At 65.8% G+C, this 24,909-nt stretch carries 17 protein-coding genes and 1 other RNA gene; 3 read left to right on the forward strand and 15 right to left on the reverse strand.

Features of this window, described 5'->3' with window-relative positions; all coding sequences use genetic code 11:
• Positions 1–1,675: 1,675 nt before the first annotated feature.
• On the forward strand, positions 1,676–3,358 hold the full coding sequence (locus CKY51_RS19845) for a GGDEF domain-containing protein (RefSeq protein WP_022973469.1): 1,683 nt from the start codon (positions 1,676–1,678) through the stop codon (positions 3,356–3,358).
• Positions 3,359–3,533: 175 nt separating this feature from the next.
• On the opposite strand, the gene CKY51_RS19850 is transcribed toward CKY51_RS19845, so the two are convergent.
• Positions 3,534–3,758, reverse strand: a complete 225-nt coding sequence (locus CKY51_RS19850) for a hypothetical protein (protein ID WP_031340369.1) — start codon at positions 3,756–3,758, stop codon at positions 3,534–3,536.
• A gap of 165 nt (positions 3,759–3,923) precedes the next feature.
• Here CKY51_RS19850 and CKY51_RS19855 point away from each other — a divergent pair, with 165 nt between their 5' ends.
• Complete coding sequence (locus tag CKY51_RS19855; protein WP_022973470.1) at positions 3,924–4,898, forward strand: GGDEF domain-containing protein; 975 nt, start codon at positions 3,924–3,926, stop codon at positions 4,896–4,898.
• Between the two features lie 55 nt (positions 4,899–4,953).
• On the opposite strand, the gene CKY51_RS19860 is transcribed toward CKY51_RS19855, so the two are convergent.
• The 5 genes from CKY51_RS19860 to CKY51_RS19880 form a co-directional block, all read right to left on the reverse strand.
• The gene (locus CKY51_RS19860) at positions 4,954–6,381 is read right to left on the reverse strand and encodes an efflux transporter outer membrane subunit (RefSeq protein ID WP_022973471.1); all 1,428 of its coding nucleotides are present in this window, start codon (positions 6,379–6,381) and stop codon (positions 4,954–4,956) included.
• Positions 6,375–7,106 carry an SDR family oxidoreductase gene (locus tag CKY51_RS19865; protein ID WP_022973472.1) on the reverse strand — a complete coding sequence of 244 codons (732 nt, stop codon included), beginning with the start codon at positions 7,104–7,106 and terminating at the stop codon, positions 6,375–6,377. Before CKY51_RS19865 ends, CKY51_RS19860 begins: the two co-directional genes overlap by 7 nt.
• A gap of 33 nt (positions 7,107–7,139) precedes the next feature.
• A complete protein-coding gene (locus tag CKY51_RS19870; protein ID WP_152249730.1) occupies positions 7,140–10,310 on the reverse strand; it encodes an efflux RND transporter permease subunit in 3,171 nt (1,056 codons plus the stop codon).
• A 102-nt stretch (positions 10,311–10,412) separates the two neighbouring features.
• A complete protein-coding gene (locus CKY51_RS19875; protein WP_022973474.1) occupies positions 10,413–11,600 on the reverse strand; it encodes an efflux RND transporter periplasmic adaptor subunit in 1,188 nt (395 codons plus the stop codon).
• Positions 11,597–12,364 carry an SDR family NAD(P)-dependent oxidoreductase gene (locus CKY51_RS19880; protein WP_022973475.1) on the reverse strand — a complete coding sequence of 256 codons (768 nt, stop codon included), beginning with the start codon at positions 12,362–12,364 and terminating at the stop codon, positions 11,597–11,599. Before CKY51_RS19880 ends, CKY51_RS19875 begins: the two co-directional genes overlap by 4 nt.
• A gap of 352 nt (positions 12,365–12,716) precedes the next feature.
• Here CKY51_RS19880 and CKY51_RS19890 point away from each other — a divergent pair, with 352 nt between their 5' ends.
• On the forward strand, positions 12,717–13,751 hold the full coding sequence (locus tag CKY51_RS19890; RefSeq protein ID WP_152249731.1) for an XC_2801 family transcriptional regulator: 1,035 nt from the start codon (positions 12,717–12,719) through the stop codon (positions 13,749–13,751).
• Between the two features lie 236 nt (positions 13,752–13,987).
• Here CKY51_RS19890 and CKY51_RS19895 read toward each other — a convergent pair whose 3' ends face one another.
• From CKY51_RS19895 to CKY51_RS19935, 9 genes are all read right to left on the reverse strand, one after another.
• Positions 13,988–14,713 carry a YiaD family glycine zipper/OmpA-like lipoprotein gene (locus CKY51_RS19895; RefSeq protein WP_031340373.1) on the reverse strand — a complete coding sequence of 242 codons (726 nt, stop codon included), beginning with the start codon at positions 14,711–14,713 and terminating at the stop codon, positions 13,988–13,990.
• 135 nt (positions 14,714–14,848) lie between these two features.
• Positions 14,849–16,267, reverse strand: coding sequence for a cryptochrome/photolyase family protein (locus CKY51_RS19900; RefSeq protein ID WP_022973478.1), 1,419 nt, complete (start codon positions 16,265–16,267; stop codon positions 14,849–14,851).
• A gap of 284 nt (positions 16,268–16,551) precedes the next feature.
• Positions 16,552–17,013 (reverse strand): VOC family protein, encoded by a 462-nt coding sequence (locus CKY51_RS19905; protein ID WP_152249735.1) that lies wholly within the window; start codon positions 17,011–17,013, stop codon positions 16,552–16,554.
• 121 nt (positions 17,014–17,134) lie between these two features.
• Positions 17,135–17,210: non-coding RNA, sX9 sRNA (locus CKY51_RS19910), on the reverse strand.
• Positions 17,211–17,369: 159 nt separating this feature from the next.
• Positions 17,370–18,800, reverse strand: coding sequence for a replicative DNA helicase (locus tag CKY51_RS19915; protein ID WP_022973479.1), 1,431 nt, complete (start codon positions 18,798–18,800; stop codon positions 17,370–17,372).
• 175 nt (positions 18,801–18,975) lie between these two features.
• Positions 18,976–19,530: an NADPH-dependent FMN reductase gene (locus tag CKY51_RS19920; RefSeq protein ID WP_152249737.1), complete on the reverse strand. Its 555-nt coding sequence runs from the start codon at positions 19,528–19,530 to the stop codon at positions 18,976–18,978.
• Between the two features lie 76 nt (positions 19,531–19,606).
• The gene (asnB, locus tag CKY51_RS19925; RefSeq protein ID WP_022973481.1) at positions 19,607–21,547 is read right to left on the reverse strand and encodes an asparagine synthase (glutamine-hydrolyzing); all 1,941 of its coding nucleotides are present in this window, start codon (positions 21,545–21,547) and stop codon (positions 19,607–19,609) included.
• Positions 21,548–21,569: 22 nt separating this feature from the next.
• Complete coding sequence (locus CKY51_RS19930) at positions 21,570–22,208, reverse strand: glutathione S-transferase family protein (RefSeq protein WP_031340375.1); 639 nt, start codon at positions 22,206–22,208, stop codon at positions 21,570–21,572.
• A 109-nt stretch (positions 22,209–22,317) separates the two neighbouring features.
• A complete protein-coding gene (locus CKY51_RS19935; RefSeq protein WP_425479898.1) occupies positions 22,318–24,840 on the reverse strand; it encodes a DUF3857 domain-containing transglutaminase family protein in 2,523 nt (840 codons plus the stop codon).
• Positions 24,841–24,909: the final 69 nt, after the last annotated feature.

Below are 24,909 nucleotides of genomic sequence, written 5' to 3' on the forward strand. Positions count from 1 at the left end.
CGCAAAACCTGCGACACACTTGCGACTTAATTAAGCGGATGCGGCCAAAACACTGATCGAGAATGGACTCCTGTTCATACCGTGGATCTCCGCTAACGCCTTTGTGCATAGAGGGCAATTCTTGACACGCACTTGGTGCTATGTTGCGTGACGCCATCGCGACGCGCGCCGTCAACGATACCCCATTTCTTTCAGCGGGATCGACATAGCTTCAAGAACGCCAAGGCAAGACGGCCGGCAGCCGGCATGGCATCCATTTCTTCTGCGCCATTCTTTATATTCGCCCTTCATAACCTAGCCATGTGCGAGATGGCTGTTGCACAGCGCGGGGATGATATTACCTGCACATCCGCACTTACGCATGAGTCCGCGACCGACAAATTCACTCCAGCAGTAGCGCCCACTTCGTATTACGCCGACATGCGAATGTAAAACGGCACCAAGAATCGAGCCAGGGAAACGGCTAGGCGAAAGACCCCAAAGAGTAACGGACGGATTTTAGTCGGAGCTTTTGTAGTTACGCCCCTTATCATCAACCGAACCAGAGCTGGCAATCACCACCGTCACTTATGTTCGAGCCACTTTCTTAAGTGTCAGATGCTACATGCGTGGACAGGTGGGCTGAAGTCGCAATCTTGACTCGATCCCCAGATGCTACCTGAGCAAGCGTTTCTCCGCTCGTTCGGGCCATGGGGGTGATTCATTCGAGCTATTGAACACGCGATTCACGACGACTCACTAGGCATCGAGCCAACGCAAGCAAGCTTGGTGAGCGCGGCATCAGATCAATAACGTTGTGAGGCAAGCATCAATCTAATTGGGGCCGATCGCCGGACTCGGTCTCAAACAAACCAACCAAGCAAATGCAACCAGGAGGTGATACAAGCCGCCCCTGTCGGGGCCTAGGCCTTTCCATGGCATTCACGTCTAAGACCCCCCATTCGAGTCAAGTTGTGACGCTTCTGGTCCATCAAGGTCGGCAACAGCCCTGGGCAATAGAGCGCCTCCGCTAGCCCACGCGGCAACATCGCAGTCACTGCGCAAGCGGTCGAACATGGCCCGTAAGGCGGTCGCTTCCTGGCGCAAGGTGGTGAAGGCCTGCAGTGTGGCGTGTTCCATGGCGTCCTCGGGGATGGCACTCCTGGTGCCTTAGCCCGGTAAGCAGCATATCGCGTGCCATTGACGGCCTGGACATGATCCTGCGCCAAGTCCGCATCGGCAGCGGTGGGCGCGAGATCGACAGGCACACCAGCCGCCAGCCTCCAATGCGCTTGGGCTTTGGCCAGCGGCCAAGCCGCGAGATCCCGATCTCGACCTCGGTCTCTCGCTGACGCTAGGTCTTGGCATGCATCGCTTCCAGTACCGGCATGCCGGCAGCCCGCGCGCCGGCGATCGCCGCTCGATGGTCGCCGAAATCGACCGCCACATGACCGCGCGCCACCTCACACTCACGAGTCGGACCGACCTGCTGGATGCTCCAGCCACCCACCCAACCCCGGCCGGGCGGCGTTGCCAAGCTGGTCTTACCGATCAATTGATAACCCCCGAGGAGATGACCTCAGGCGCTTGCTCGGCGACGTGTCGTGAGAATACCGACGGCTGACGCAGTAGCGAGCCCATCCTAGGCACGCCACTTGCATCGAGCTCGACCATAACAGTGAGTTGGGAGACCTCGATGCCGCGTACCAATGCCAAGCGCCAGGCGGCCAGCGCCCTGCTGCTGGGGTGCCTGATCTTCGTGCTGATCGGCGTCGGCAGCTACGCGGCGACGCAGCGATCGCTGTCCGCGGCCGCGTGGGTGAGCCATACCCAGCAAGTGATTGCCAGCATCGACGAGATCCAGGCCACGGTGTTGTCGGCCGAGTCGTCCGCACGCGGCTACGTGCTGAGCGACGATGAGGCATTCCTGGGGGTCTACACCGACGCGATCGGCGGTCTTCCCGAGCGGCTGACCCGGCTGAACCTGCTGGTGCAGGACAATCCGCTGCAACAGCGCAACGTGGCGACGCTACAACAGCTCATCGAACAGCGCAGGCTCCAGCTGGACGATTTGCTGGGCAGCTACCGCAGCACAGGTATCGACGGCGCACGCACCTCGATCGCCAAGGGCGTCTTCAAGGCATCGACGGCGCTACGCCGCCAGGTTCAGACGATGACCGCGCTGGAGCGCAGCATGCTGGTGACCCGGGCTCAGGCCAACCAAACCAGCGCGCAATGGGTGGCGCGGATCACGGTGATCGGGATCATCAGCGGCCTGCTGGTGATGGCACTGGCCTACCGGCTGCTCTCGCGCGAATTGGCGCGCCGTCTGCGTGCCGAGGGCGAGGCCAGCCGCAGCAACGACCGCCTGATCGACTCGTTCTCCACCCTCGAACGCACCTCGGCCGGACTGGAGGCGCTGTCTCGCTATTCCGGGCTGCTGCAGAACTGCCGCGATGCCGAGGAAGCGCTGAAAATCACCGCACGCACCATTGCCCCGCTCATCCCTGGTGCCTCCGGCGCGGTGTATCTGCTGCGGGCATCGCGCGACCGGGCCGAGCAGGTCGTCAGCTGGGGGGAACTGGCCGATGGCGGCACCGATGGCATCACCCCGGAACAGTGCTGGGCGCTACGGCGCGATCGCACCTACGTGGTGGACGACGCCAGTCGCTCGGTGCTCTGCGAGCACGCGACCGTCAATCTTCCGCCGCACGGCAGCACCGCCTGCATCCCGCTCTCGGCCCAGGGAATCCAGCTGGGCATGCTGACCCTGCGCGGCGAACATCCGCATGCCCCCGATGTCATAAGGATCGCCGAAGCCGCCGCCGAGCAACTCTCGCTGGCCTTGCATAACCTGCGCCTGCGCGAGACGTTGCGCCAGCAGTCGATCCGCGACCCCCTCACCGGTCTGTACAACCGCCGCTACCTCGAGGAGGCGCTCAATCACGAACTGGCACGCTGCACGCGACGCCAGCTGCCGCTGTCGGTGCTGATGCTGGATGTGGATCACTTCAAATGCTTCAACGACCTGCACGGCCATGGCGGTGGCGATCGCGTGCTCGCCGCAATCGGCGAACTGCTGTTGGCACAAACACGCGGTGAGGATATCTGCTGTCGCTACGGCGGCGAGGAACTGACGGTGATTCTGCCGGAGGCCGATCTGGAGACCGCGTGCACGATGGCCGAGAAGCTGCGGGCGTCCATCGAGGCGCTGCAGGTCTCCGCCGATGGAGCATCGTTACCCAAGGTCACCGCCTCGTTCGGCGTCGCCACCTTCCCGACCCAGGCCGGTACCGTCCCGGAGCTGCTGCGGCACGCCGACCAGGCGCTCTACCGGGCCAAGCAGGCCGGGCGCAACCGGGTCGTGGCCGCAGAGTGAATGCTTGTGTTCTCAGGCTGGGACCGGCGGTAAGCGAACACGTGAAGCGGGCGCTTCAGGCAGCCCTCCCAGGCTGCGAACCGCGCTGTCGGGACATCCTGGCGCAACGTGCCGCTCCGGTCGCCAGCGCCGATCGGCGGCACGACGTCGCCTTAGCTGCTCTTAGGTCACGGCATCAGCGCTGCCGAGGAACCCCGGGCACCAACCCGGCCGCGTTCAGCATGCCGTCGACCCGGGCGCGGACATGCTCCTGGTCGGCCGACGTGGCGCAATGCAGCAGCGCCTCCGCGCGGGCCTGGAAATCCAGATAGTCGAAATCGGCATCTTCATCGGTGGCCAGCTGCGGCAATGCCTCCTGCAAGGCGTCCAGCTGCGCATCGAGTTCTTGGCGCGTGGGCATGGTTGGGGTCCTCCGAGGCCTGCCCCACCGTGGGCCAGCCACCGTCAAGTCCATGCGAAGCCGACAACCTGACTGCGCGTCGCGGGCGTTGCCCATGCTGCCGTTCGCTCAACTTGTACGGCCAATGGCCGATACTGCTTCCGATCCTTCGAGTGTCTCACTATCGTGATTCTCCATTTGCGGCGGGATTTCCGCCTTGGCATCGTCAAGATGTTGGGGCCGATCACTGCGCTGTTGTTGTGCCTCTATGCGCTTTACCTGGCCGTGATTGGTGACGAACGCGCCTGTCTGCTCGCCGCGCCGCTCGGTGCGCTGGCAGTCTGGCGCGGCTGGCGCATGCGCGGGGCCGAGCAGACCGGCCGAGGCGGTTTCTGGCTGGCGGCCATCAACGTGGCGGGCTGCCTGCTGGCTTGCTGGGCCGGCGGCGACAGCGCCCTGCCGTGGCTGTTTCCGGTATTGGCGACCAACTATTTGTTGTGCGATCCGCAGCGCGCCGTGCTGTTGAGCCTGCCCTTGCTGGCGGCGTTGTTGTTTCTGCCCTTCCTGACCGTCAGTCCCGGCCAGGGCATCTCCACGGTAGTCGTCAGCCTGGTCACGCTGGCGGTGGGCTATGCGTTCTCGTTGCGGCTGCAGGACGACCGTGTGCATCTGGAGGAACTGGCCTCGCTCGACGCGCTCACCGGCTTGCCGAACCGGCGCATGCTTGAGCGCGCGCTCACCCAGCAGATCGACCACCGGCATCCGCACGAGCGGCTCAACAGCCTGATCATCCTGGATCTGGACCATTTCAAGGAGGTCAACGACCTCTACGGGCATGCCGCCGGCGATGCCGCGCTGGCCGACTTGGCCACCATCCTGCGCTTCGAGGTCCGCGACCCGCACCAGGTCTTCCGCTTTGGCGGCGAGGAATTCGTCGTGCTGCTGCGCGCCGGCTCTTCGCCTGAACTGGAAGCGGCCACCGAACGCCTGCGCAAGGTGATCCGCAACAGCCTGCGTGGCCCCGGCGGACGCATCACCGTTTCGCTGGGTGCCGCGCGCCACGCTGGCGAAACCCACTGGCAGGATTGGTTCTCGCGTGCCGACGCTGCCCTCTATCTGGCCAAGAACGGTGGCCGCGACAGCGCGCGGATCGCCGAGTGATCCGCGCGCTCGGCCTGCCGCCGCGAGGCGATGGTCGGTCGATCCACCACAGAGGTCAGCGCTGCACCACCGCCACCGGGGTCTCGGCCGTGGTCGGCTCCTGCTTCCAACCGCCCAGCGCCTTGTAGACCCCGACCACGCCCACGTTGACGGCCGCCTCGGCCTGGGCCAGCGCATCGTCGGCCGCCAGCTGAGTGCGCTGGGCATCGAGCAGGGTCAAAAAGTCCTGCGACCCTTCGCGATAACGGATCTGCGCCAGCTCCTCGGCACGCCGGGCGGCGCTGGCCTGTTCGACCACGATCGCCAACCGCGCCTGTTGCCGGCCGTAGCTGGTCAACGCGTTTTCGGTGTCCTCCAGCGCCAGCAACACGCTCTGCTGGTACTGCGCCAGCGCGCCCTCGGCTTCGGCCTGGCTGGCGCGCAAGCGCGCCCGCACGCTACCGAAGTCAAACGCGGCCCAGCTGATCGACGGGGTGATCGACCAGGCCTTGCTTCCGCTATTGGTCAACCGCGCCGCATCGCCGGACAGAAAGCCGACGAAGCCACTCACGCTGATGCGCGGAAACAGATCGGCCGTGGCAACGCCGACCTGGGCGGTGGCCGCAGCCAGCCGGCGCTCGGCGCTGCGCACGTCCGGACGTTGCCGCAACAAGCCGGCGGTGTCGCCCAGCGGCAATGCACGCGCGAACGGTGGCATCGGGCGCGGCGCCAGCGTCGCGTCCAGTGCCGTGGGCGGCTGCCCGAGCAGCACCGCCAGGCGATGACGATACTGCGCCTGCACCGCTTCCAGTTGCGGAATATCCGCCTCGATCGCCTTCAGTCGCGCCAGGCTGCTCTGCACGTCCAGCTCGCTGCCGGCGCCCAAGTCCAGGCGGGCTTGGGTCAACCGCTGCGTCTCGCGCAGATTCACCAGGGTGCGCTGCGCCACCTCCACCTGCTTCTGGGTACCACGCAATTGAAAATAGTTGCGCGCCACCTCGGCGGCGACGGTGACCTGTACGTCCTGCAGGCCCGCCTGCTCGGCCTCCAGGTCGGCACGCGCGGCTTCGGCGGCGCGTCGCTGCCGACCGAACAGATCCAGTTCCCAGGCCGCGTCCAGTCCCAGCGTGGTGGTTTCGGTCAGAAAACGCTGGTTGCCGGCGATCACCTGTTGCTGCTCGCGGCGATCGAAGCTGCCCTGCGCGGTGACATGCGGCGCCTGGTCGAGCCGGCGTTCGACAAACACTGCGCGGGCCTGCTTGACACGCGCCACGGCGATGCGCAGATCGTGATTGGCGAACAAGGCATCGCGCACCAGCTGCTCCAGCACCGGGTCGTCGAACTGCGACCACCAGTTGCCGATCGGTGCCGCCGCGCTGAAGGCGGCATCCTGCGCGCCCTGCAACTGCACCGACGCCGGCGGCTCGGGCCGGTAGTCCGGCCCGACCGCGCAACCACTCAGCACCACCGCGGCCAGCGCGCCGGCAAGGATGGACTTCACCATGGCAGCACCTCCCCCAGGTGGGTGAAGCTGCCGCTGGCGCCATGCGCATCCAGCAATGCCATCAGCACACTGCTGCGCGCGCCGTCGGCGATCTCCAGTTCGCCCACGCCGTTGTTCATGTCGGTTTTCACGTAGCCCGGATGCACGGTATTGACCTTGATGGCGGTGTCGCGCAGTTCGTGGGCCAAGTGCACGGTCCAGCTATTGAGCGCGCTCTTGGACGCGTCGTAGGCCGCCAGTTTGAAGTCGTAAATCGGCGAACCGGGCTGGCTGTGCAGGGTCAGCGAACCGAGGATGCTCGACACATTGACGATGCGCCCAGCCAGCGAACGCCGCAGCAGCGGCAACAAGGCCTTGGTCACCGCCACCACCGCAAACAGGTTGGTGTCGAAGGTCCGCTCCCAGGTCGCCATGCTCTGCTCGGACGGCTTGCGTTGGACATCGTCGATCATGATGCCGGCGTTGTTGACCAGGATGTCGAGGTGGCCGTGGCGCTGTTCCACCGTACCGACCGCCGCGGCGATGCTGATGTCATCGGTGACGTCGAGCTGGATAGCTTCCACCGGCAGGCCTTCGACCTGCAGTTTGAGCGCAGCGGCAATGGCATCGTCGCGCCTGCGGCCGGCCAGCAGCGTATGCACGCCGGCCTCGGCCAGTTGTCGAACGGTCTCCAGGCCGATCCCGCGAGTGGCGCCGGTGACCAGGGCGATTTTGGTCGTGCTCATGTGTCAGTCCTTCAAGATGGGGGATGGATGGCATCACGCCTTGACGGCGTCATGCGGAACGGCCGCCTGTGCAGCGGGCCCACGACGGGTCACCCACTTGCGCAGCGCCACGTAGAACACAGGGGTCAGGAACAGGCCGAACAGGGTGACGCCCAACATGCCGGCGAACACCGTAATGCCGGTGACCGAGCGCACCTCGGCGCCAGCCCCCTGGCCCAGCACCAACGGCACGGTGCCGGCGATGAAGGCGATGGAGGTCATCACGATCGGGCGCAGACGCAGGCGACAAGCCTCCAGCGCTGCCTCGACGATGCCGCGGCCATGCATTTCCAGCTCACGGGCGAACTCCACGATCAGGATGGCGTTCTTGCAGGCCAATCCCATCAACACCACCAGGCCGACCTGCACGAATACGTTGTTGTCGCCACCGGTCAACCAGACTCCGAACAGCGCCGACAGCAGCGTCATCGGCACGATCAGGATCACAGCCAATGGCAGCGTCCAGCTCTCGTACAACGCCGCCAGCACCAGGAAGGCCAATAGCACCGCCATCGGAAACACGATCAGCGCCGAATTGCCCTGCGTGGACTGCTGATAGCTGAGATCGGTCCATTCGATGTTCATGCCGTTGGGCAACACCTTGGGTGCCATGCCGGACAGCGTCTGCATTGCTTCGGTGGAGGACAGCACGCGCGGATCGGCCTCGCCGATCAGATCGGCAGCCGGGTAGCCGTTGTAGCGGATCACCGGATCCGGTCCATAGGTCTGGCCCAGGGTGATCATGCTGCCGATCGGCACCATCTCGCCGCGCTCGTTGCGGGTCCGCAGGTTGGCGATGTCTTCCACGCTGTCGCGGAACGGGCCATCGGCCTGGGCGATCACTTGGTAGGTGCGACCGAAGCGATTGAAGTCGTTGACATACGACGAGCCCAGATAGGTCTGCAGCGTATCGAACAGGTTGGTCAACGGCACGCCTTGCGCCTTGGCCTTCTCGCGATCGACCTTGGCATCGAGCTGCGGCACATTGGCCTGATAGGTGCCGATCGGGAACTGCATGCCCGGCGTCTGCGAGATCGCCCCGGACATCGCCGTCACCGCCTGCTGCAGCTGGCCATAGCCCAGGCCCGCACGGTCCTGGATGTACAACGAATAGCCCGAGCCCTGCCCCAGACCCAGGATCGGCGGCGGCATGAACGCGAACGCGAAGCCCTGCTGGATCTGCCCGATGCGTGCGTTGATTTCCGCGTTGATCTCCGCCGCACTGCGCTTACGTTCGCCGAACGGCTTGAGAGTCAGGAACACCGTGCCGGTATTGGGCGTGTTGGTGAACTGAAGCGGATTCAGTCCCGGGAAGGCGATCGCATGATCGACGCCCTCGGTCTGCAGCGCAATCTGGGTGATCTGCCGGATCACCGCGTTGGTGCGCTCCAGCGAGGCACCTTCCGGCAACTTGGTACCGGCGATCAGGTAGAGCTTGTCCTGGGTCGGGATGAAGCCGCCCGGTACCGCCTTGAACATCAAGCCGGTGCCGACCAACAGCAACAGATAGACCACGAACACCACACCACGCTTGCCCAGCGTGCGCGACACCGCCCGCTGATACTTGTCCGAGCTGGTATGGAAGAAGCGATTGAACGGACGGAACAGCCAGCCGAACAGACGATCGATCAGACGCGACGGGCCGTCCTTGGGCGCGTCGTGCGACTTCAGCAGCATCGCCGCCAACGCCGGCGACAGCGTCAGTGAGTTGATCGCCGAGATCACCGTGGAAATGGCGATGGTCACCGCGAACTGCTTATAGAACTGCCCGGTCACGCCCGACAGAAATGCCATCGGTACGAACACCGCGCACAGCACCAGGGCAATCGCAATGATCGGCCCGGACACCTCGCGCATGGCCTGGTGGGCCGCCGCGAGCGGAGTCAGGCCTTCTTCGATATTGCGCTCGACGTTTTCCACCACCACGATGGCGTCGTCGACCACGATGCCGATGGCCAACACCAGGCCGAACAGGCTCAGCGTATTGATCGAAAAGCCCAGCAGGTACAGCGCCGCGAAAGTCCCCACCACCGACACCGGCACCGCCAGCAACGGGATGATCGACGCACGCCAGGTCTGCAGGAACAGGATCACCACCAACACCACCAGCAGCACCGCTTCCAGCAGGGTGTGCACTACCGCGCTGATCGAGTCGCGCACGAACACCGTCGGGTCATACGCGGCCGACCAGGCCACGTCCTGCGGGAACTGCTTTTCCAGCTCCGCCATCTTGGCGCGCACTGCGTCCGACAATTCGATCGCATTGGCGCCTGGCGCCTGGAACACGCCCATGCCGACCGCGTTCTGGTTGTCCAGCTGCGAGCGCAGTGTGTAGTTGCCCGCGCCCAGTTCCAGCCGCGCCACGTCCGACAGGTGCACGATCTCGCCGGCACCGCCGCTGCGGATGACGATCTTGCCGAACTCCTCTTCGGTGGTCAGCCGGCCCTGCGCATTGATCGACAGCAGAAAATCGCTGGCGTTGGGCATCGGCTCGGCGCCCAGTTGGCCGGCAGACACCTGCACGTTCTGCTCGCGGATCGCCGCCACCACGTCGCTGGCGGTCAAGCCGCGCGCAGCCACCTTGTCCGGATCCAGCCAGATCCGCATGGCGTAGTCGCCGGCACCGAAGATCTGGATCTGGCCAACGCCAGGCAGGCGCGACAACTCGTCCTTGACCTTCAAAGTGGCGTAGTTGCTCAGGTACAAGGAGTCGTACTTGCCCTTGGGCGAGGTCAGGTGCACGACCATCGTCAGCGTCGGTGACTGCTTCTGGGTCGTCACACCTTGTCGGCGCACGTCCTCGGGCAGGCGCGCCTGTGCCTGGCTGACGCGGTTCTGCACCTGCACCTGGGCCTGATCCGGATCGGTGCCCGGCTTGAAGGTCACGGTGACCACCAGCACGCCATCGGAGCCGGCGACAGACTTCATGTACATCATGTTTTCCACGCCGTTGATGGCTTCTTCCAGCGGCGTGGCGACGGTTTCGGCGATGACCTTGGGATTGGCGCCGGGGTACACCGCGCGCACCTGCACGCTCGGCGGTACCACTTCCGGATATTCGCTGATCGGCAACAACGGCATGGCGATCAGGCCGGCAGCGAAGATGATGATCGACAGCACCGCCGCGAAGATCGGTCGGTCGATGAAAAAACGGGAAAAGTCCATGGGGAATGGTCCTGTGTAAGTACCGCCAGTGGCGGTGCGGCATCACTCGCCCGTGCCGGTCCGCCAATGCGAACCGGTCACGGAGAGCGCTGCGGCGATGGATCAGTTCGCGGCGGTGCGCTTGTCGACGGGTCGCGCCATGGCCACGGCCTTGGCATCGACCGGCATACCGGGCATGAAGATCTTCTGCACGCCATCGACCACCACGCGGTCGCCGGCTTCAAGGCCCTTATGCACGATGCGCAAGCCCTCGGCAGTGCGTCCAAGCTCCACATCGCGACGCTGCGCCTTGCCCAGCTTGTCGACGACATAGACGTACTTGCGGTCCTGGTCGGTCAACACGGCTTTGTCGTCGATCAACATGGCCTGGAACTGGCCGCTACCAAGCAACTGCACATGGGCGTAGAGCCCGGGAGTGAACTGCCGCTGCGCGTTATCCAGCACCGCGCGTACGCGGATGGTGCCGGTGCTGCGCGCAAGCTGGTTGTCGAGGAAATCGACCCGGCCGGCATGCGGGAATCCCTGCTCACCGACCAGACCGATGCGCACCGGCAACTCACCGTTACGCCCGTCCGGACGTTCGCCGTTGCGGGCCATCTGCGAATAGCGCAGGAAGGTGGCCTCGTCGGCATCGAAATACACGAACACCTTGTCCAGCGACACCAGCGTGGTCAGCACGCTGGCGCTGTCGCCAGCGCTCACCAGATTGCCGGCGGTCACCATCGCACGTCCGGCACGGCCGTCGATCGGCGCACGCACGCGTGTCCAGTCCAGGTTGAGCTTTGCGGTGTCCACCGCCGCCTGGGCGGCCAACACCTCGGCATCGGCTTGTTCGGCGGCCGCGCGACGCTGCTCCCAGGCCTCGGTGGAGATGGCCTGTTGCTCGGACAGCTTGCGTGCGCGCGCCGCCTCGCTACGGGCCAAGGTCGCCTGGGTGCGGGCACGGGCCAGGCTGGCATTGGCGCGTGCCAGTTCGGCACGATAGCTGCGGTCGTCGATGCTGAAGAGCACATCGCCCTTCTTCACTTCCTGACCTTCATCGTAATTGACCTGGTCGATGTAGCCGGATACGCGCGGGCGCAATTCGACGCTTTCCACCGGCTCGATGCGGCCGCTGAATTCGTCCCACTGGCTGACCTGCTTCAGCAATACCGGCGCGGCACTGACGCTGGGCGGCGGCGGCGCAGCGGTTTCGGCAGCCTGACTGCCGCAACCGGCCAGCACGATCGCCAGCACGGCGCCGGCCACGGCAGTACGCAAGGAAATAGGGAACGGGGTGGCGTTCGTCATGGGGAGATCTCTCGGGTGGTGAGGGGGAATTGCAGACCGGCAAGACGGCCGGCCGAAGGTGCGGAGGCCGAAGGCCGGCTGACGGTCACGATGGCTTGTCCGGGCTGGCCAGTCCCGGTGAGCAGCGACACCGCGGCGCGACCGACGTCCACTGCGCGGATCCATTCCGGGCAGGCGTCCTGGCTCGTCGTACACACTGGCTGCTCGACCGACAGCAGGTGCAGACGCACGCCCAGCGGCTTGGCTTCTTCGTGCAGCACCTGCGCAAGCATGCGGGTGGCCGCAGCGGCGACCGACACGTCGCCCAATGCCGACCATGCCCGCAGCGCGCAGGGGTTGCCGACCAGCAGGTAGCGCCCGCCACGATCGGCCTCGGCCAGCAACGGCATCAGATGGCGAGCAGCGGCCAGGTGCGGCAGCAGATCGCGCTCCAGGCGACGACGCAGGGCGGCGACCGGCCGATCGAGCACGCGCCCCGGGGTGCGTGGGCTCCCCAGGCTGGCGACCACCGCTCCCAGCGGGCGCGCGCGCTGAGCCAGCGCGGCGGCCAACGCCTGCGCGCGAACATCATCGGCGACCGATGCCTGCAATGTGTCCAGCAGCGGCGAGTCGCCATGCCGGGTACGCAAGGCTTCCAGCCTGGCCGCATCGCGACCGACGGCCAGCACCGGCAGCTGCGCCTCCAGTAACGCAGCGACCACGCCGGCACCAACGCGACCACTGCCGCCGATGACGACCGTCTCGGATTGGACCATCCCGCTCATGGGACTTTTCCTCCCAAGATCGGGACAATGCCACTCTGCAGCAGCCGTGCGGACAGTCCAGTCCGTTTTGTCGGCGCCCCGCCGATCTGGGAGCGGCGGGGCGCGGCGTAGCCGCCCCGAGGACGGCTATGTGTTTGATTATTAGGCGAAACGACCGGGTCGAATGCACTTTCGAGCGCGCTACGATCGCTGATCGGACAACCAAAAAGTCGGCGCAACCACATGGCGGCGCTCCTGCATCAAGGGGATGCCGCATAAGTTAAGCCGCAAAGCCGCACTTGATTAGTCCGGATTTAGGGGAATAATCGTCCCGCAAGCGGTCCAATCCCTCCAGCCCCCGGAAGGTACTCCCATGACCCACGATCTCAACGACACCCTGATCTTCGTCAAGGTGGTCGAGCAAGGCAGCTTCATCGCCGCGGCCAATGCGCTTGGCTTGCCCAAGACCACCGTCAGCCGCAAGGTGCAGGAACTGGAAACACGGCTCGGCGCGCGCCTGCTGCACCGGACGACGCGGCGCATCGGTCTGACCGAAGCCGGTTCGGTCTATCACGAACACTGCCAGCGGATCGCGCGCGAGCTGGAAGAAGCCGAAAGCGCAGTCGGACAACTGCAATCCGGCCCGCGTGGCTGGTTGCGCTTCACCGTGCCCTATTCGCTGGGCATCACCTGGATCGCACCGTTGCTGGGCGAGTTCCACGCGCAGTACCCGGAGATCCAGTTGGACATGCATCTGGGTAACGAGAAGCTCGACTTGATCGGCGGCGAAGCCGATCTGGCGCTACGTGTCGGTACCCTGCCCGATTCGAATCTGGTTGCGCGCAAGCTGGGCAGCCTGCGCACCCAGGTGTTCGCCAGTCCGTCTTACATCGAACGCTATGGCGAACCGCTGCATCCGGATGAACTGCAGTTCCACCGCACGCTGGCGCTGCGCAAGAACCGCAACGTGCACAACAATCGCTTCTTCTGGTCGCTCAGCGACGGCAGCGAAGTGCGCGAATTCCCGGTCAATCCACTGATGGTGGCCAACGACCCCGCAGCGCTCAACGGCGCGGTACTGTGCGGCGAAGGCTTGTTGCTGACCGGCGATGTGATGGCCAAGCCGTTTGTGCAATCGGGCATGGTGCGGCGCGTCCTCGCCGGCTGGACCGGGCCGGAAGTGGATTTCAACGCGGTGTTTGCCGGCGGACGCCTGGTCTCGCCCAAGGTACGCGCCTTTGTCGATTTCCTGGTGACGCGATTGAACTTCGACGCCGACTACATGATGGCGCAGTGCCCGGCACGGCTGGCAGCGCAAAAAGCCGGTCAGGAGGCGGAGCTGGAAGTGGAAGCCGATGCGGAACTGCGTGCCGAAGGCAAACGCATCCTGGAACACGCGACAGCTTGAGCTTAAACGTTGGCGGATCGCCGTTACGCAATCCGCTCGCGTGTCGCACCTCCAACAACACGCCGGGCGGTGAGCGTGGCGATTGCCGCTCGGCCAGCAACGCCGCCGTGAGATAGCCGTGGTCGGCACCGGCCGCAGACCAGCCGCATCGCCGTCGTAGGGACTCGGCTCTCGCGCAGCGACAGGCCACGCCGCACGCCGGACCGCCGTGGCGGCCGGCGTGCGGTGGTTGCAGATCAGCGCATGCCGGTGCTGCTAGTCGTCCGATCCTCGCGCAACGGAATCAGGCGGATCTCAACGCGGCGATTCTGCGCGCGGCCTGCCTCGGTGCCGTTGTCGGCGATCGGGTAGCGCTTGCCTGCCCCCATTGTCTCCATGCGTTCGCGCTGCACGCCTTGCGCGGTAAGGTATTGCGCCACGGCGCCGGCGCGCTCTTCCGACAGGCGCTGGTTGACCGCATCGCTGCCGACGCTATCGGTGTGGCCGACCACTTCCACCATCGTCTGGTTGTACTCGCGCAGGGTCGAGGCGACGCCGTTGAGGGCGGTATAGAACTGCGGCTTGAGCGCAGACTTACCGAAGTCGAAGGTGATGCCGTCCGGCAGGTTCAAGGTGATGTTATCGCCCTGCCGCTGCACGTCGATGCCGGTATTGGCGGTGCGCTCGCGCAACGCACGCTCCTGGCGATCCTGGTACTGACCCACTGCCGCACCACTGAGCGCGCCGATACCGGCGCCGATCATCGCGTGCTGGCGGCGCTCGGTAGCGCTGTCGCCGGTCAACAGGCCGGCAGCCACGCCAATCGCAGTCCCGATCAGAGCGTTGCGCCCGGTACGGTTCTGCTGTTGGGTCTGGTCACCGTATTGGTCGCGTTGAACGTACGACCCACCGGTAGCGCAGGCGGACAGCGCAATTGCGCTGACCAGCGCGACGGCAAGGCTCTTGCTGGCTGCTGGGGACATGGCGTTTTCCTCCGGCCGGACCATCCGGCGCTCAATCGTGTCGCGCAGGATAAACAGCGCAACGCGACTGCCACATGATGAAACCCCGCGCCATGCGCTCGCGACGGGTCTTTCATTCAGCAATACCGCGCCTGCTTAGCCGCGCGTCTTGGCATAGGCGGCCAATGCGCCGTCCCGGCCCTGCGCCAGATCCACGATGGGAACGCGCGGATAGTGCGGCGCACACCGCGCCAGCGCCTGCGGCGACTGCCAGGGCGCGAAGCGTTGCTTGAGCGGCAAGCCCTCCAACTCCGGAACCCAGCGGGTGATGTAGCGCGCCTGCGGATCGAATTTCTCTGCCTGCGTTACCGGATTGAACACGCGGAAATACGGCGCAGCATCGGCGCCGGTCCCGGCCACCCATTGCCAGCCCAAGGTGTTGTTGGCCAGGTCCGCGTCGACCAGCGTGTCCCAGAACCAACGCGCACCTTCGCTCCAGTGCACGCGCAGATGCTTGCACAACAGGCTGGCCACCAGCATGCGCACACGGTTGTGCATCCAGCCGGTGTGCCAGAGCTGACGCATGCCTGCATCGATGATCGGGATGCCGGTACGTCCGCGCTGCCACGCTGCCAGCGCCTGCGGCTCGACCTGGGCCCAATCGAACTGATCGAAGCGCGGATTGAGATTGTGCTGGGGCGTCTCGGGGAAATGGTGCAGCAGGTGATAGGCGAAATCGCGCCAGCCCAGCTGGCGGATATAGGCATCGACATCGGCTCCGTTGCTGGCGCTGCGCTGCGACTGCAGCGTGGCCGCAATGCGCCAGGGCGCGATCTCGCCAAAATGCAGGTACGGCGACAGCTGCGAGGTACCGACGCGATCGGGGCGGTCGCGACCCTCGCGGTAACCGCCCAGGGCGCCCTCGACGAACACCTCCAGCGCCTCGTGCGCGCCCGCCTCGCCCGGCTGCCACTGGCCCCAGAACCCGGCGTCCCAGGCCAATGCCGGCTGCAAGCCCAGCGTGTCGAGCGGACCGGTCGCCAGCCCTGTCGGCAACGGCGGCAGCTGTGTCGGCGCGGACACCGGCGCGGGCAGGTGCAACTGCGTCAGCGCATTGCGCCAGAACGGGGTGAACACCTTGTACGGCCCACCCTGCTGGGTCGCCAGGTCCCAGGGCTCGAACAGCAGGCTGGCATTGCAGCTGAGCACCTCCAACCCCTGTTCGCGCAGGGCGCGTTTGATGCGCGCATCGCGCGGCTGGGTGGCCGGCTCATACTTGCGGTTCCAATACACCGCGACTGCGCCGGTCTCGGCGATGAGCTGCTGCAAGACCTGTTCGCTATCGCCCGCGCGGATCACCAGGGCGCTGCCGCGTTCGCGCAGCGAGGCGTCCAGGGCGGCCAGCGAGCGATGCCGCCAGGCCCGCGAGGCGGCCCCCGGCGCCCAGGCGCCCTCTTCGTGCGGGGCATCGATATACAGCGGGATCGGGCGATGGCCCGCGTCCAACGCAGCACGCAGCGCCGGATTGTCTTGCAGGCGCAGATCACGACGGAACCAGACGATGGCGACACTCATGCGGACTCGGCAACGGCGAGGAAGGCGGCGCAGCATACGCCAGCCGATGCGATGGCCGCGCGAGCCGGCTCCTGTTTGCCGTCAGATCGGTGCTTGGCGCTGCCCGCGCCCGGCGGCCTGCAAGGCGCTATCACCCGTGCACCGCCTGCCACCGCTCTCGTTCGCTGGTGGCATCAATCCGCTCCGCAGTCCGCCAGGCATCTTGTTCTTGTAAGCCTGAGTTGTCCGCTGCAACGGCAGCGCTCATGACATGGAAATGGGGGCGGTCAGCAAGAAGCTACTCATCAGCCTGGATCGGCCTGCATCAACTCCAAAGTGATATGGTCCGGCCCGGTTACATACACAACCAGAGTACCTTTGCGCGGTCCTGCGGGAATCGGTTGGGGCTCACCTCTTGCTTGCCAGCCCGCTTGCTCAATGCGTCCAAGTACGGCGTGCATGTCTTGCACTCTCAATGCCAAATGCGCTGAGCCAATCGCCGATGCCGTAGCTGGGGTGATGCCGTGGCGGTCGCCCTGCGAATATTCCAGCAACTCGATTCGACTGCCATCTGGACCTTTGACTATCGCCGTTCGCACGCTCGGATCGGCGGTGCCGGTGACTTGCAGAAGGAACTTCCCGCCCATTTCCGACTGACGTTCAAGAGTGAACCCAAGTCCGATTGTCCAGAAGCGAATGGCTTCTTCCAATGAGCTGACCGCAAAGCCAATATGATCGACGGCATGCACCATGTGGTTAGATTCCATCGAATGCTCCTTTAAGGGTTGACGGTCCAAATAGGGTTAAGCGTGCGCAGCACGGCTCATGCCCCTGCAGGGAAGCGGACATGTGATGCCTCCCGTCCTCGGTCAACTCATGCCTTAGAGCGGCTAACAAAACGTAGGGAGCAGCCGTCAGGTGGGCGCGGACGGCGCGCAGGAACCGCAGTGTACGAGTGGTCCATGAGGATTCCGAGCACCGGCCGCGCCAGCCTGGCGGCTGCGCAGTAGTTTTGTCAGCTGCTCTTAATCGGCACCTCTGACCGCTTGTCCCAGCACCAGGCCAGCGCGCGGGCACTGGTAGCGGCGAGCGCGTGCTCGCCAGCACCGACCGCAGCGCCGCGTTATTCGAAACTGCCGACCGCGTCGTGGGCCAGGTTGTCGAAGCGGGTGTATTCGCCGAAGAACTTGAGCTTGCACGAACCGGTGGGACCACCGCGGTGCTTGCCGATGATGATCTCGGCCAAGCCCTTGTCCGGCGAATTTTCCTTGTTGTAGTAGTCGTCGCGGTAGATGAACACGATCATGTCCGCGTCCTGCTCGATTGCGCCCGATTCGCGCAGGTCGGCCATCACCGGGCGCTTGTCGGTACGCGTTTCCAGCGAACGGTTGAGCTGCGACAACGCAATCACCGGTACGTTGAGTTCCTTGGCCAGGCCCTTCAGCGAGCGCGAGATCTCCGAAATTTCGGTCGCGCGGTTTTCGCTGTTGCCCGGCACCGACATCAGCTGCAGGTAGTCGATCACGATCAGGCCCAGATCGTGTTCGCGCTTGAGCCGGCGGCATTTGGAGCGCAGCACCTCCGGCGACACGCCCGGGGTGTCGTCGATGAAGATCTTGGTCTCCTTGAGCATCTTGATCGCGCCGGTGACCCGCGCCCAGTCCTCGTCTTCCAGCTGACCGGTGCGCAGCCGCTGCGCATTGATGCGGCCATTGGACGAGATCAGGCGCATGGCCAACTGCGAGGCGGACATTTCCATCGAAAACACCGCCACGCCCTTCTTGGACTTGATTGCGGCGTATTCGGCGATGTTCAGCGCGAAGGTGGTCTTGCCCATCGCCGGACGCGCGGCGAGGATGATCAGGTCGGTGGGTTGCAGACCGGCCGTCATCGCGTCGAAATCGTTATAGCCGGTCGGCAGACCGGTGATGTTGCCGCCGTTCTCGAAGCGATTGCGCAACTCCTCGAAGGCATCCTTCAGCGCGCCTGGCATGGCGACGAAGTCGGTCCGCCCACGCGCGCCGGCTTCGGCGATCTTGAATACCGCCTTTTCGGCCGAGGACAGCAACTCGACGCTGTCGCGCCCTTCCGGCTGGAAGCCATCGTTGACGATGGTGGTGCCGACCTCGATCAATTGCCGCAGCACCGCCTTGTCGCGCACGATCTCGGCATAGGCGGCGATATTGGCCGCCGACGGCGTGGTGCTGGCCAGTTCGATCAGGTAGGCACCATCGCCGACCTGTTCGAGTTTGCCCTGCGACTCGAACCACTCGCCCAAGGTCACCGCATCGAACGGCCGGTCCTTTTCCGCCAGCTCGCGGATGGCGCGATAGATCAGCCGGTGGTCACGGCGATAGAAGTCGTTTTCGGTGAGCTGGTCATTGACCCGATCGAAGGCTTCCGGCGCCAGCATCAGGCCGCCGAGCACCGCCTGCTCGGCCTCGACCGAATGCGGCGGGACCCGTAACTGGTCCAGCCGCGGCTCGGGACGGTCATAATCGTCGCCGTCGCGATCGCGATTGCGGTTGGAACGGAAGCCGGGACGAGCGGACATGGACGAACAGCCTGACGCAGAAGAGACGGGGGCAGGAAGCATAGTCATCGCCGGCGGCGAGGACCATGCACAAGTCTGTGGATAACCGGTGCACAGCCACACTGCGTAGGCTCGCCGCGCACCGTCTCAGCAGCCGCGACCAGCCGACCGCCCTGTCGCGCCTCTGTCGCCCGCGTCAGCGGCGGTGACGCGGAATCCAGTCCAGGAAGGCGTCGACGAAGCCTTGCAGGAACTTGCGGGTGTCGGCATCGGTGAGCGCATCGTCGGCACCGAACATGCCCTCCTTGTACTGCAGAAAGACCTCCGGCTGACCAAGCACAGGCGCGTTCAGGTACGCCAGCACATTGCGCAGATGCTGCTGCGCCAGCGCCGTGCCGATCGCACCGACCGAAATGCCAGCCACTGCAGCCGGCTTGCCGGCCAGCGCATTTTCTCCGTACGGACGCGACGCAGTATCCAGCGCATTCTTGAGCACGCCGGGAATCGAACGGTTGTACTCCGGGCTGACGAACAGGACCGCATCGGCAGCGCGCAGGCGCTCTTTCAGTCGGCGGCCCGCCGCTGGGAAGTCCTGATCGCGATCCTGGTTGTACAACGGGATGTCGTCGATCTGCAGGTATTCGAACACGGCCTTGTCGCCGGCCAGATGCTCCAGTGCACGCGCCAGCTGGCGGTTGTAGGACTGGGCGCGCAGGCTGCCGACCAATACGGCGATGGTGAGCTTGCTCATGGAATGGCTCCGTGGAAGACCACGCGACTGTAGCCAGGCCTGCGCGCACACACGGTGAAGCAGCCGCTGCCGCCAGTCACCGCCCGATGCTGGCGCGCTGGCCGCGCCAATGCGCTTGCCAAGCCTGGAACATCAACACCGTCCACAGATGCGTATGCCATTTGCGCTCGCCGGCATTGAAGTCGCGCCAAAGCGTGGCCACGGTGTCGGCAGCGAACACCCCTTCGCGTTCGAGCCTGCCATGGGCGAGCAGATCGTCGGCCCAGCCGTGCAATTCGCCACGCAACCAGGCACTGACCGGCGCACCGAAACCGCGCTTGCCGCGGTGGACCATGCCCTCAGGCAGATAGCGCCCCAGTACGCGCTTGAGCAGATACTTGCTGACCCCATCGCGGAACTTGAGCGACAGCGGCAGCGACCAGGCGAATTCAGCCACGCGCCAGTCCAGCAACGGCGCGCGCGCCTCCAGCCCGACCGCCATCGTGGTGCGATCCACCTTGCACAGCAGATCGTCCGGCAAATAGGCGGCGAAATCGGCCAGCATCATCGCGTCGGCCGGCGTTCCCGAGCCATGCAGCGGATCGGCCAGGCTGTAGAAACTGTCCGGTTCGCGCGCACCCAACACGACCGCAGCGGGATTGCGCCAGCGCGAGATGCGGTTGCGGTAGATATCGCCGATGCCACGTGCGCCGGCCTCGGCCACCAACGCAGCCAGCCCGCCGGTGCGCGAGGACTCGCCATGATGGCGGGCGGCGGCCGCCATCAGTCGACGCAACGGCGCCGGCACCAGCCCATGCATGCGCCAGTTGCGCAGGGCGCGCTGGTAGCGGCCATAACCGAAGAACAGCTCGTCGCCACCGTCGCCGGACAGCGCCACCGTCACCCCGCCGCGCGCCAGCCGTGCGACCAGCGCAGTAGGGACCTGCGAGGCATCGGCGAAGGGTTCGTCGAACATGTCCGGCAGGGTCGGCACCACCGCCAACGCGTCGGCGCCGCTGACATACAGTTCGGTGTGATCGGTGCGCAGGTGCTCGGCCACTTCGCGCGCCAGCGGCGCTTCGTCGTGATGCGAGCCCTCGAAGCCGATGCTGAAGGTGTGCACCGGCTGGCTGCTCTGCGCCTGCATCATCGCCGTCACCACCGACGAGTCGGTCCCGCCGGACAGGAACACCCCGACCGGCACATCGGCCACCATGCGCAACGCCACCGCATCACGCAGCACTGCATCCAGCTGCTCTTCTGCCTGCGCGTCGCTGCCGGCGAACGGCGCGGCCAAGGCCCGCTGCATCGCTTCGCGCGCGTTCCAGAACGGCTGCTGGGCCTGATCGGGACGATGTGCGGCCGCGCCGGCGGCGACGGTCTGCGCATCCAGCCGCAGCACGCGCCCGGGCATCAGCTTGAAGGTCCGCTCATGGATGCAGGCCGGTGCCGGGATGTAGCCCAGCCGCAGCAACAGCGTCAGCGCATCGCGATCGACGCCGTTGTCGAACTCCGGATGCTGCCACAAGGCCTTCAGCTCGGAGCCGAACACCAGGCTGTCGCCGGCCCAGCCGTAATACAGCGGCTTCTTGCCGACCCGATCGCGGGCCAGCCACAGACAGTGATCGCGCGCATCCCACAGGGCCAGCGCGAACATGCCGTTGCAGCGCGCCAAGGTGTCCTCCAGCCCCCATTCCACGACCGCGGCCAGCAGCACCTCGGTATCGGAATGCCCGCGGAAGCGATGTCCCAGCGCGGCCAACGCGGCGCGCAGTTGGGCGAAGTTGTAGATCTCGCCGTTATAGGCCAGCACGTAGCGCTCATCGGCCGAGCGCATCGGCTGGTGCCCAAGCGGCGACAGATCGAGAATGCTCAGGCGCTGATGCGCCAGCGCGATGCCGGCCTGGGCATCGCACCAACTGCCGGCATCGTCCGGGCCGCGATGGGCCAGGGCCGCGCCCATCGGCCGCACCAGCCCCTCGAGTTGATCGCCATGCAAACGCGGCGATGCGAGCAGCACCCCTGCCAATCCACACATGCTCAGCCCTCCTTGCGGCCGTTCATGCCGACACCGTGCCCGCTGCCGGCATCGGCACATGCCCCGGGACGGCGCGGACGCGCGCCAGCCAGTCGACCACGGCTGGCCAGCGCTGCAGATCGAAACCACCGTCCTGCGCGCAATGGGTGTAGGCGAACAGGGCGATGTCGGCGATGCCGTAATCGGCGCCGGTGAACCATGGCTGCGCCTGCAAGTGCTGCTGCATGACAGCCAGCGCTTGCGCGCCGCGCGCCTGTAGCGCGCCCAGCTCGGCTTGGCGCGGACTGTCCTGCGGCTCCCACAGGCGAATGAAGCGCGCTACCGCCACGTAGGGTTCGTGGCTGTATTGCTCGAAAAACATCCAACGCAACGCCTGGGCGCGCTGCCAGGGGTCGGCCGGCAGATAAGAAGTGCCTTCGGCCAGCCAGAACAGGATGGCGTTGGATTCGGTCAGCACGCGCCCATCATCGCGCTCGACCATCGGCACCTTACCATTGGGGTTCTTGGCCAGGAATTCCGGCGTCCGCGTCTGCCCGGCGACACTGTCGACCTCCACCCAGTGGTAGCGGCTGCCCAATTGCTCCAGCAGCAAGCGCACCTTGTAGCAATTGCCCGAGCGGGACATGCCATGCACGGTCAACGGGGGACGCACACTCGACATCAACGGGCTCCGCAACAGCGCGACAAGGGTGGGCAGTGTCACAGCCCGCTGCAGCTTTGCAAAGCCCCGGCACGCTGGACGCCGTGGCGGATCGGGGCGCGCGGTATGCTCACCCGGTCCCGCCGAACTGCATCCATAGCAGGCCGAGCGGCACCCCGACCAGCACCGTCAGGATCGCCAGCGCGGTCACGCCCAGCGCCACGGCGCCCAGCGCGCGTGCGCGGCCGCAGCCGGTCGCTCCCGCCAATGCCTGCACCGCGCAGACCGCCCACCAGAGCGTTCCCAGCAAGGTGAGCAGCAGGTACATCGCCAGGCGCACCAATTCGGTTGCGTTGCTCGCAGGCCGCCCGAGCAACTCAACCTCCCATCCCAGGGCGACCAACGCCGCCAGCGCGCAGATCAAGCCTGGCAGCTGCGCACCCAGTAGCACCGATAACGGTGGCGTCGGCACCACTGCCCCCATCCAGCGCAGCACCCGCGGCAGCAGGGCACTGAACGCTACGCTCAGGCCCAACAGCACCACCGCGCAGAGCGCCACCAGCCACCACGGACGCGGATGCAGCAACGTCCAGCTGCTGAGGCCGGCCTCCAGCATCGCCACCGCCCACGCGCTGCGGCCCAGCCACACCTGCTGCGGCATGCGCGCGGCCAGCCCATAGGGATCGAACAGCATGGCCCCCAACCCGCCGAACCGTCCCCACGCCAGGCACGACAGCACCAGCGCCACCAACGCGCCCAGACCGGTCAGCAACGGCACGAAGGCCTGCCCGGACATCTGTGGGGCACGAGGCTGCGCGACCGCCGACACGTCCTGGTTGAAATAGATCAGATCGCGCGCGCGTTCCATGTCCGCCGCCGCCTTCTTAAGTTCCTCCGGCGGTATTCGGTCGGACAGGCGTTGCCATTCGCCAACGATGACGACACGGCCGTCCTGCATACCGATGGTCCGCGAGAAGCGGAACCAGGGATTGGCCACCACCGTGCGCTGCGGCGCTACCCACACCTGTGGATCTGTCTGCACGCGCACGGTCTGGCGCGCCAGCCGCGGGCCCCCCAGGGCCAACGGCAGGCGACGCGGCGCGGTCGGCAGTTCGTCCATCCAATCGCTGAGTTGGAACAACGGGAAACCGACCTCGTCGCCTTCGCTCTTGGGCCATTCCAGCCGGTAGTGCTCTTCAGTGCGCAGACGCAGCGGGTCGCTGTCGTCGAGCGTCGGCGCGCGCACCTGGGTCAGCGCGGTGTAGTACTGCTGCATGTATTTCAGGTAATGCTCGCCCACGGCCTCGGCGCCGTCGTCCTCGAAGCTGGACGCGATACGCTCGCCGCGTCCCTGTCGATAGTCGGTGACCACCGAGAAGGTCGCCACCCGCTGCAGCTTACGCAGCGAGATCGACACCTCTTCGTTGACCTCGATCTGCGGCTCCAGCGGCATCGGTGCAGGCACCTCAACCAGGCCGGGCTGGTCCGGCAGCACCGGCAGACCGCGCTTGAACGACAGCGGCACCCGCTGCGCCAGCGCCCCCTGTTCGCGATCGCGAGTGGCATCGACCCAGACCTCGCCCTGCGGCAGGTGCGCGCGCACGACCACATGGTCGAACGCCATCGGGCTGGGCACGCGCATATCCAGCGACTGTCCGTCATCGCTATCGACCAGCACCGGCTCGGCGCGGATGCCGGCCAGGTCGAGCAAGGCGATCAGCAACGTGGCCTTGTCCTTGCAGTCGCCATAGCGATTGCGCAAGGTCACCTCCGGGGCATGCGGCGCATGCGAGTTCTCGCCCATGTCCAGGCCGACGTAGCGGATCTCGCCTTGTACGAACGCCACTGCCCGCAGCAAGGCCTGTTCGGGATCGCCGCTGCGCAGTTGCAGCGTCTCGGCGATCCGGTCGGCCACTTTGCGATCGCTGAAGGTGCGCGGATACAGACCGACCGCCCAGTTGGCGACCTGACGCCAGCTGCTGGCGGTCGACAGTTCGATCACGCCATACGGATCCACTCCACGCGGGGTGTCGTCTTCGCTGTGCACACCAGGCAGCGCCTTGGCGCTGATATCCAGCACCGTCACCTCCCCCTCCCGCTGCACGCGTTTACTGAAGCCCGGCGCGCCGACCCGCCATCGCAGCGGCAGCGTGGCCGGGTACCGCACGCGCACGCGGCGTTCGCCTAACGGCACACCGTAACGTGCATCGAAGACATCGTAGTAGCCCTGCCCGAACACCGGATTGCTACCGGTAATGGTCACGCCGTAGTCCACACGGTCGCCCACGCGCAGATCCGGCAAGGTGATCGACAGCGTCGCCGCCCCATCGATCAACCCGTCCTCCAGGCCGCTCTCGCGCCGCAACCTGGCGTAATGCGCCGTGCGCGACAGGTCCAGGCGCTTGCCGTCGCGCCAGACCTCCAAGCTGTTGAGCACCAGCTGCTGGTACTGCGGCTGGTAATCGATGGCGATCTGGCCGGCGTCGTCCAGGCTCTTTTCGCGCTGCACGGTGTAGCTGATGCGTCGGTACCATTGCGGGCGGCGGCCGGTCAGATCGACTTGATCGGACACCAGCTCATAACGCAGTCCGCCTGCCCCCTGCACCGTGTCTGCCACCGCGTCGGCGACCACCCAGCCGGGGGCCGGCGCCATGGTCGGCGCCTCGCTGGCGCGCGCCTGCGCGCCGACGCCCAGCGACGCCGTCACCAACGTCAGTGTCCA

Source organism: Xanthomonas maliensis, from assembly GCF_009192945.1.
Lineage (GTDB): Bacteria > Pseudomonadota > Gammaproteobacteria > Xanthomonadales > Xanthomonadaceae > Xanthomonas > Xanthomonas maliensis.

Bases quoted from the DNA above. Each gene is read 5' to 3' on its own strand.
- CKY51_RS19845 (WP_022973469.1), top strand. From the start codon at position 1,676: ATGCCGCGTACCAATGCCAAGCGCCAGGCGGCCAGCGCCCTGCTGCTG.
- CKY51_RS19850 (WP_031340369.1), bottom strand. From the start codon at position 3,758: ATGCCCACGCGCCAAGAACTCGATGCGCAGCTGGACGCCTTGCAGGAG.
- CKY51_RS19860 (WP_022973471.1), bottom strand. From the start codon at position 6,381: ATGGTGAAGTCCATCCTTGCCGGCGCGCTGGCCGCGGTGGTGCTGAGT.
- CKY51_RS19865 (WP_022973472.1), bottom strand. From the start codon at position 7,106: ATGAGCACGACCAAAATCGCCCTGGTCACCGGCGCCACTCGCGGGATC.
- CKY51_RS19870 (WP_152249730.1), bottom strand. From the start codon at position 10,310: ATGGACTTTTCCCGTTTTTTCATCGACCGACCGATCTTCGCGGCGGTG.
- CKY51_RS19875 (WP_022973474.1), bottom strand. From the start codon at position 11,600: ATGACGAACGCCACCCCGTTCCCTATTTCCTTGCGTACTGCCGTGGCC.
- CKY51_RS19880 (WP_022973475.1), bottom strand. From the start codon at position 12,364: ATGAGCGGGATGGTCCAATCCGAGACGGTCGTCATCGGCGGCAGTGGT.
- CKY51_RS19890 (WP_152249731.1), top strand. From the start codon at position 12,717: ATGACCCACGATCTCAACGACACCCTGATCTTCGTCAAGGTGGTCGAG.
- CKY51_RS19895 (WP_031340373.1), bottom strand. From the start codon at position 14,713: ATGTCCCCAGCAGCCAGCAAGAGCCTTGCCGTCGCGCTGGTCAGCGCA.
- CKY51_RS19900 (WP_022973478.1), bottom strand. From the start codon at position 16,267: ATGAGTGTCGCCATCGTCTGGTTCCGTCGTGATCTGCGCCTGCAAGAC.
- CKY51_RS19905 (WP_152249735.1), bottom strand. From the start codon at position 17,013: ATGGAATCTAACCACATGGTGCATGCCGTCGATCATATTGGCTTTGCG.
- CKY51_RS19915 (WP_022973479.1), bottom strand. From the start codon at position 18,800: ATGTCCGCTCGTCCCGGCTTCCGTTCCAACCGCAATCGCGATCGCGAC.
- CKY51_RS19920 (WP_152249737.1), bottom strand. From the start codon at position 19,530: ATGAGCAAGCTCACCATCGCCGTATTGGTCGGCAGCCTGCGCGCCCAG.
- asnB (WP_022973481.1), bottom strand. From the start codon at position 21,547: ATGTGTGGATTGGCAGGGGTGCTGCTCGCATCGCCGCGTTTGCATGGC.
- CKY51_RS19930 (WP_031340375.1), bottom strand. From the start codon at position 22,208: ATGTCGAGTGTGCGTCCCCCGTTGACCGTGCATGGCATGTCCCGCTCG.
- CKY51_RS19935 (WP_425479898.1), bottom strand. From the start codon at position 24,840: ATGGCGCCGGCCCCCGGCTGGGTGGTCGCCGACGCGGTGGCAGACACG.